Source organism: Armatimonadota bacterium, assembly GCA_036504095.1.
GTDB lineage: Bacteria > Armatimonadota > DTGP01 > JAKQQT01 > JAKQQT01 > DASXUL01.
Genome location: DASXVS010000080.1, coordinates 300151 through 306690, shown reverse-complemented (window position 1 = coordinate 306690; position 6540 = coordinate 300151). Strand labels below are relative to the sequence as shown.

Below are 6540 nucleotides of genomic sequence, written 5' to 3'. Positions count from 1 at the left end.
GCTCAAGCAACCCTGCCACCTCCTCGGAACGCGTTCAACTGATAGCCACCAATCGGATTAACGGCGAAACGGGATATGACCACACAATTTGATCGACAAAAACCGAAAACCCGATCAAGTTGCGACCCAGCCTGAAATGAGGACACGAGGTAATTACCGGGTCGTTTCCGCATTTCCCCATTTCCCCATTGCCTCATTTCCTCGTACCTTCACGCGTGGAGCGTTACGGGCTCGCCGGTCTTGGCGCTTTTCCAGCAGGCTTCGGCGATGGCCAGCGAGGCGACGCCGTCTTCGGCGGTCACTCGGGCGGGTTTGCCTTCCGTGACCGCGGCCAGCAGTTCCTCGAGTTCCGCGGTGTACGGGTCTTTGAAGGTCGGGCTTTCAGGGAAGGCGACCGCGGGGCCGGCCTCGGCGGCATTCTTACGCACTTTGACCGCGTAGGGGAACTGGCTCGAGTGCTCGAGCACGCCTTTATCGCCGCTGATTTCCACTTCAACGCGGAAACCGTCCGTGTGTACCCAGGTACCTTCCACGTGGGCTATGACGCCGCTCTTGAAGCGAAGGACCGCCAGGGCGTAGTCCCGGTCCACGGCTCCCTGCGCCATCAGGCAGTTCGCGGTCACACGCTCGACTTCGCCGAATGTGTAGCGCAGCCAGTCGAAATCGTGCAGCGAGAGGTCCAGAAGCACGCCACCGGACTGCGCGGGATCGCCGTACCAGCCGTTTTTGCCGCGCGGGAAGGGGCCGCCGCGCGTTATGCGTACCACGGCCGGCTTGCCGACAGCGCCGGATTCGATCTGGCTTCGGATGGCGGTGAAATCCTGGAAGAACCGGACGACGTGCGCGGGCGCAAGGGGCACGCCGGCGGAATTGTACGCATCAACGAGCGCGCGGGCGTCGGCGACGGTGCGCGCCATGGGTTTCTCGATGATGGTTGGGATCCGCGCCGCGAGGCAGGCCATGGCGACGGGAATGTGCTGAAGCGTTGGCACACAGATGTCGGCCGCGTCGATCGTGACGTCCGCGAGCATCGCCTCGACCGATGGATACGCTTTGGCGCCGGTGCGTTCGGCAAGCGCGGAGACGCGTTCCGCGTCCGGATCGGCTACGGCTACGATTTGAGCGCCTTCAACGCCTGCCCACGCGCCCGCATGTTTGTTGGCGATTCCGCCCGCTCCGATGATCCCGATCCTCTTCAAGTCCCTGACCTCCGTGTGAGTGCTTCCGTACGGATTCTAGCACGCCGGCGGGGCCCGGAATTGCCGACACCCGATCCGACACTGGACCCGCGGCTTGAGGCAACTCGCCATGATCGCTCACCAGGGTGTATCATTTGCGTTGAAGGGGGGGTCTGCCATGCGGTCGTTCCTGTTTACCCTGATGCTCCTCGCGCTATCCGCATCTGCGCGCGCGGCCACCGTTCGCGTGCTGAACGTCAACGGCGGAATCGACCCCGCCACCGCGGAATATGTGGACCTCGGCGTCCGCGCCGCGAACGACAGCCCCGATAGCGTCCTGGTTGTCATCCAGATGGACACCCCCGGCGGCCTGGTGGACTCAATGGAGTCCATCGTTCAGCGCCTTCTCGCCAGCCGCGTCCCCGTCTGCGTGTTTGTGACGCCTCCCGGGGCGCGCGCCGCCAGCGCCGGTGCGGTCATCGCCCTGTCCGCCGACCTGATCGCGATGGCGCCCGCCACGAATATCGGCGCCGCCACTCCCATCGACGGTCTCACGGGCAAGGACCTGTCCCGCAAAATCGTCAACGATTCGGCCGCCCGCGCCCGGGCGCTGGCCGTTCAGCGTCATCGCCCGGCGAAATGGGCGCAGCAGATCGTCACGAGCGCCACATCCACAACGGTCGACGAAGCCCTGAGGCTTGGCCTGGCGGACGTGAAGGCCTCGGACATCGGCGAACTGCTGCGGAAACTGGACGGCCGGAAGGTGAGGGGAAACGCGCTGTCTCTGTCGGCAGCGCGCGTCGAGGTGGACGACATGCCGTTCCGCCTCGGTGTGCTCCATCTGTTGGCCAACCCCAACGTGGGATACATCCTGATGCTCGTCGCCATCTACGGGCTCATCGCGGAACTGAGCCACCCGGGGGCGGTTTTTCCGGGGGTTGCCGGCGCGATATGCGCGGTGCTGGCTTTCTATTCGATGGCCATTTTGACGGTCAATGTCGCCGGACTGTTGTTGATCGTTCTGGCGGTCGGCTTGTTCATCGGAGACGCGGTGATGGCGGCTCATGGCACGCTGGCATTCGGTGGCGTCGTGGCATTCGTTTTCGGTTCGCTGATGCTGGTTCGGAGCCCTCTCGGAACGGTCTCGCCCGCACTCATCGCCGGCGCGACGATAACCACCACCGCCTTCTTCCTGGTGCTAATCACGTTGGCGGTGCGGACACGGTTCCGTCCCGCGGCGATGGGCCGGGAGGCGATCGCGGGCAAGACGGCCGTGGCCCGGACGCCGATCGAGCCCGGGTCGCCGGGCCGCGTGCTCTTCGAAGGCGCCCTTTGGAAGGCGGTCTGCGCCGACGCCATCGACAAAGGGCGAACGGTGGAGGTGGTTGGAATCGACGGGCTGACCCTCACGGTGAAGCCCATCCGCTAGACGCCGGTATCCCAAAGCAAATCTGTACGCAAGGAGGCAGGACCTGATGGAGACCCCATTCAACGCCTATCTGATCGTAGGCGTTATTCTCTTGCTGTTTGTCGTGGGCCCGATGCTCCGCATCACTCAGGAGTACGAGCGAGCGGTCGTGTTCCGCCTTGGCCGCCTCGTGGGGGTTCGCGGACCCGGCCTGATCATCCTGATTCCATACATCGAGCGAATGGTCCGTGTGGATCTGCGAATTGTCACCATGGACGTGCCGAAGCAGGATACGATGACGAAGGACAACGTGCCCGTCGCCGTTGACGCTGTCGTCTACTTCCAGGTGGTGGACCCCGCGTTCGCCATTACCAAGGTGGAGTCTTTCGTCCGCGCTACGGCCCTGATCGCGCAGACCAACCTGCGGAGCACCATCGGCCAGAGCGAACTGGACGAACTCCTGGCCAAGCGTGACGATATCAACGCGCGCCTGCAAGTGGTTCTGGATGAGCAAACGGAACCGTGGGGCGTGAAGATCACCACCGTGGAAGTTCGGGATGTGGTGCTGCCGGAGAGCATGCGGCGGGCCATGGCCCGCCAGGCCGAAGTGGAACGCGAACGCCGCGCGAAAATCATCAACGCGGAGGGCGAGTTCCAAGCCGCGGCCAAATTGCTTCAGGCCGCGGACACAATGGCTCAGAACCCCATCACTATCCAACTGCGGTACCTTCAGACGGTCGCCGAAGTAGCGACCGAGAACAACAGCACCACGCTGTTCCCGCTGCCGATAGACCTGCTGCGCCCGTTCCTGGTCCCGGGATCCTCGGGCGATTCCTATCCGAAGCGCCCGATGCCTCCGCCCCCGCCGGATGACGTGACGGGCCTCGAGGACCTGGAACCCACACCCGCCTGAGTGCGTCATCCGAACGTTGAAGTTGGCGTGCTTTGTGCTCTCTTGCTCATGGGGCATGAAGCACGCCGGCAACGTCGGTTGATCGGTAATGAATCCTATACGGAAAATGCCTTCGTGTGATACACTTGAATTGGCCTGGGATTTCCCGGTCAGGCCCCCGTTGCGCGTATCTGCCCCGATTGAGACGCACTGAGAATCCTGAATGGCGGGACTATTGAAAGCCTTACGGCCCCTTACAGCGGCGTTGACTGCGCTGACTCTGGTTACGTGCACCAGGCCCGCGAAGGGCAGTACCGTCAGCGGGGACGTTGGCGGCGACTGGACGCTGCTGATGAGCCCCGTCATCGCGATCGGTGACTGCCACGTGCCGGCGGGCGTAACGCTGCGGATCCACGGCGGCATCCAGGTGCGTTTCGCGCCGGGCGCATCCCTGCTCGTTGACGGCACGCTCAGCGCGATCGGCAGCGACACGTTCCCGATATACCTGATCCCCTCCGACGCCACGACCGGGCCATGGGGCGGGATCGTCGTTTCGGCTACGGGACAAGCGACCCTCACGAGTTGCAACATCCGAGGCGGAGGCGCCGCGGGGCCGGGCGATGTGACCGGAATGGTACGCGTTCTCGGCCCATCCACCATCGCGCCGCAGCTCTCGCTCACGAGCTGCGAAGTCAGCGGATCCAATTCCAGTGGCGTGTTTATCGACGGCGGTTCAATCACTCTTTCGCGCTCGCGGTTTTTCTCGGACGGCGGCGACCAGCCCACGGACGCTGCCATTCACGTTGTTTCCGGTTCCACGGTATTCGGCGTCGGCCCCGATTCGAACACGATCGACAATGGCGTCTTCGGTGTTTACAACGCGGATGTGGTGCCGGTAGACGCGTCCGGCCAGTGGTGGGGCTCCGCATCCGGCCCTCAGACTCCCGGTAACGTGCCCGGAATTGGTTCGTCGGCCAGCGACGATGTTATCTTCGACAACTGGGTTACGGTCGATCCGCATCCCGGCGCGGGCGACGTGGACATGGATGGCGCCGTGACAGTACGCGACGCAGCCCTGGTCCTGCGGGTTGCCGGCGGAATGTCCGGAATAGATCCGGTTACGACGTCTCTGGGCGACGTTGTGCCGGACCGTGCGATCAATATCCTGGACGCGACCCGGATCATACGCGCCGCCGTCGGGCTAGATCCGCTTCACTGACCACCCTCGGAACGCGCCGCCTTACCGCCACGGTTTGGGCCGTTTCCCGCCCATTTCCGCCCACTGCCCCTCAGATGTCGCACTCCCCTCAGGGCGCGTAAAATCGCGCGGATCCGTTGAGATTTCCCTGAAAGAATGTAGAGCGCTTTCGGTTATATGGGCGCAGGAGTCTGACTCCCGGCCCCGGGACCGCCGCGATGCGGCCCGGGGCGCGCTCCAGTTCACAGCCGGGCATCGCCCGGCGGAGGAAACCGATATGCGCTTCTTTCTTCGTTCTGCTGTGCTGTGGGCCATGCTGTTGATTGAAGCCGGCGCTCTCGCGTCGATGCCGACCGGTATCTCGCTCAGCGTTCACGGCAGTTTTGACCCCGGCACGTCCGGAGCTACCGCGAGCAATTCCAGCACGATCTCCACGCTCACGCTTCGCACAGCGACAATCACCTTCAGCAGCGCCGATCTTAGCGTTGTCCTGCTCCCCGGAAACCTGCTGTCGGTCAATCTGGGCAGCATCTCTACCGCCGCGACCGACCTCAATTCAGTGGCGTTCGACGGCGCTTCTCTCGACCTCGACGTGCAACTGCTCGACCCTTCTGCATCGCCTTCGGCGGCGGTCATACCGCTGACGATCACCGGATCGGTGGGCCCGTACGGCGATACGTTGACCCTCACCGCATCAACCGCGCTCAACTCGGTTGAGTTCAGCGCGACTGATTGCATACCCAAGATGATCACCGTCGCCAATACGGCGCCAACGGTTGCGCTCAGCGGCGCCGGTCCGGAGGACATCGCCGGCTCGTTGAGCGTCGTCTATGCGCAGTCATTCGTGCCTGGCGATGTGGATGGCGACGGCAGCGTGACCCTGATCGACGCCGTTCGCGGACTGCTGCTGGTGAGCGGCATCGATGAGGCGCAGTGCGACGAAGTCGAACGTGGCGATTTAGCCGGGACCGGCGCGATGGACATCGTCAACGTGGTGCTCATCGCGCGGAAGTCCTATGGGCTTTGACATCAATACCGCGGGCGGCAGTCAACCGCCCCATCCGGCCGTGAGGCCGGGTAAACCGAGGAGGATTTCGGATATGTTCGCAACGATCTTTCGAGCGGTTCGCGTCGTCACGATCATCTGTTGCACCACGTTGACCATCGCCGCAACCGCCTTCGCGCAGGGTTTGCCCTGTGCCACAACGCCACGACCGTACGGTGGGCAGATGCTGGACATCAGCCGCAACCTCGTGGGCACGGCTCAGCCCGGGATCACATATTTCTACATCTGTGCGAACGCGGCCGGCGCGGGCGAGGTCGATCGCTATACCTACCGCCAGCCGTTCCACCTGGACCTCACCAACATCACGCCCTGCGACGAACTGCAGAAGCCGATGACACTGGACGGGTACTACTACAGCCAGGTCCGCATCGTTGATCCCTGGCAGAATCAGACGCTCAACCCGCGAATCGGTTGGCACAACGGCTTCGGCAGCCTCAAGGATTCGGCCGGCAACGTCATTGCAACGGTCAAGTTTGAGGGCACCATCGGCACGAATACGTCGCGCGCTCCGATGAAGTTCGGTGTCGGCGACTGCTACGAATGCGGCCATCACACGGGCGAAATGGTGATCACGTTCCTCAGTGTGACCGGCGCAGTGAATAAGGCCGGCACAATCAAGGCTTTCTACCAGTTCGACGCCATCTACGTGAACTCGACGAGTTGTGACAACGGCGACCCGTGCCTCACCGCATTCACCATCGACGGCGGCACCCTGGACGGCATCAATTTCCGCGTGTGCCAATAGAGGCAGCCACGAGCGCTCTTCGGCGCAATCCCTTCAGGGGAGTCTTGCCCGCC

General features: G+C 63.4%; 6 protein-coding genes. 5 read left to right on the top strand and 1 reads right to left on the bottom strand.

Annotated elements, in window-relative coordinates:
• Positions 1-209 precede the first annotated feature (209 nt).
• Entirely contained in the window at positions 210-1199 is a 990-nt protein-coding gene (locus VGM51_19545) for a Gfo/Idh/MocA family oxidoreductase (protein HEY3415236.1), read from the bottom strand.
• 157 nt (positions 1200-1356) lie between these two features.
• On the opposite strand from VGM51_19545, the gene VGM51_19540 reads away from it, so the two are divergent.
• The 5 genes from VGM51_19540 (at position 1357) to VGM51_19520 (ending at position 6487) form a co-directional block, all read left to right on the top strand.
• On the top strand, positions 1357-2607 hold the full coding sequence (locus tag VGM51_19540; GenBank protein HEY3415235.1) for a nodulation protein NfeD: 1251 nt from the start codon (positions 1357-1359) through the stop codon (positions 2605-2607).
• Positions 2608-2653: 46 nt separating this feature from the next.
• A complete protein-coding gene (locus VGM51_19535) occupies positions 2654-3499 on the top strand; it encodes an SPFH domain-containing protein (protein ID HEY3415234.1) in 846 nt (281 codons plus the stop codon).
• A 202-nt stretch (positions 3500-3701) separates the two neighbouring features.
• Complete coding sequence (locus tag VGM51_19530; GenBank protein HEY3415233.1) at positions 3702-4697, top strand: dockerin type I repeat-containing protein; 996 nt, start codon at positions 3702-3704, stop codon at positions 4695-4697.
• A gap of 256 nt (positions 4698-4953) precedes the next feature.
• Positions 4954-5703, top strand: coding sequence for a hypothetical protein (locus VGM51_19525; GenBank protein HEY3415232.1), 750 nt, complete (start codon positions 4954-4956; stop codon positions 5701-5703).
• Between the two features lie 73 nt (positions 5704-5776).
• Positions 5777-6487: a hypothetical protein gene (locus tag VGM51_19520; GenBank protein ID HEY3415231.1), complete on the top strand. Its 711-nt coding sequence runs from the start codon at positions 5777-5779 to the stop codon at positions 6485-6487.
• Positions 6488-6540: the final 53 nt, after the last annotated feature.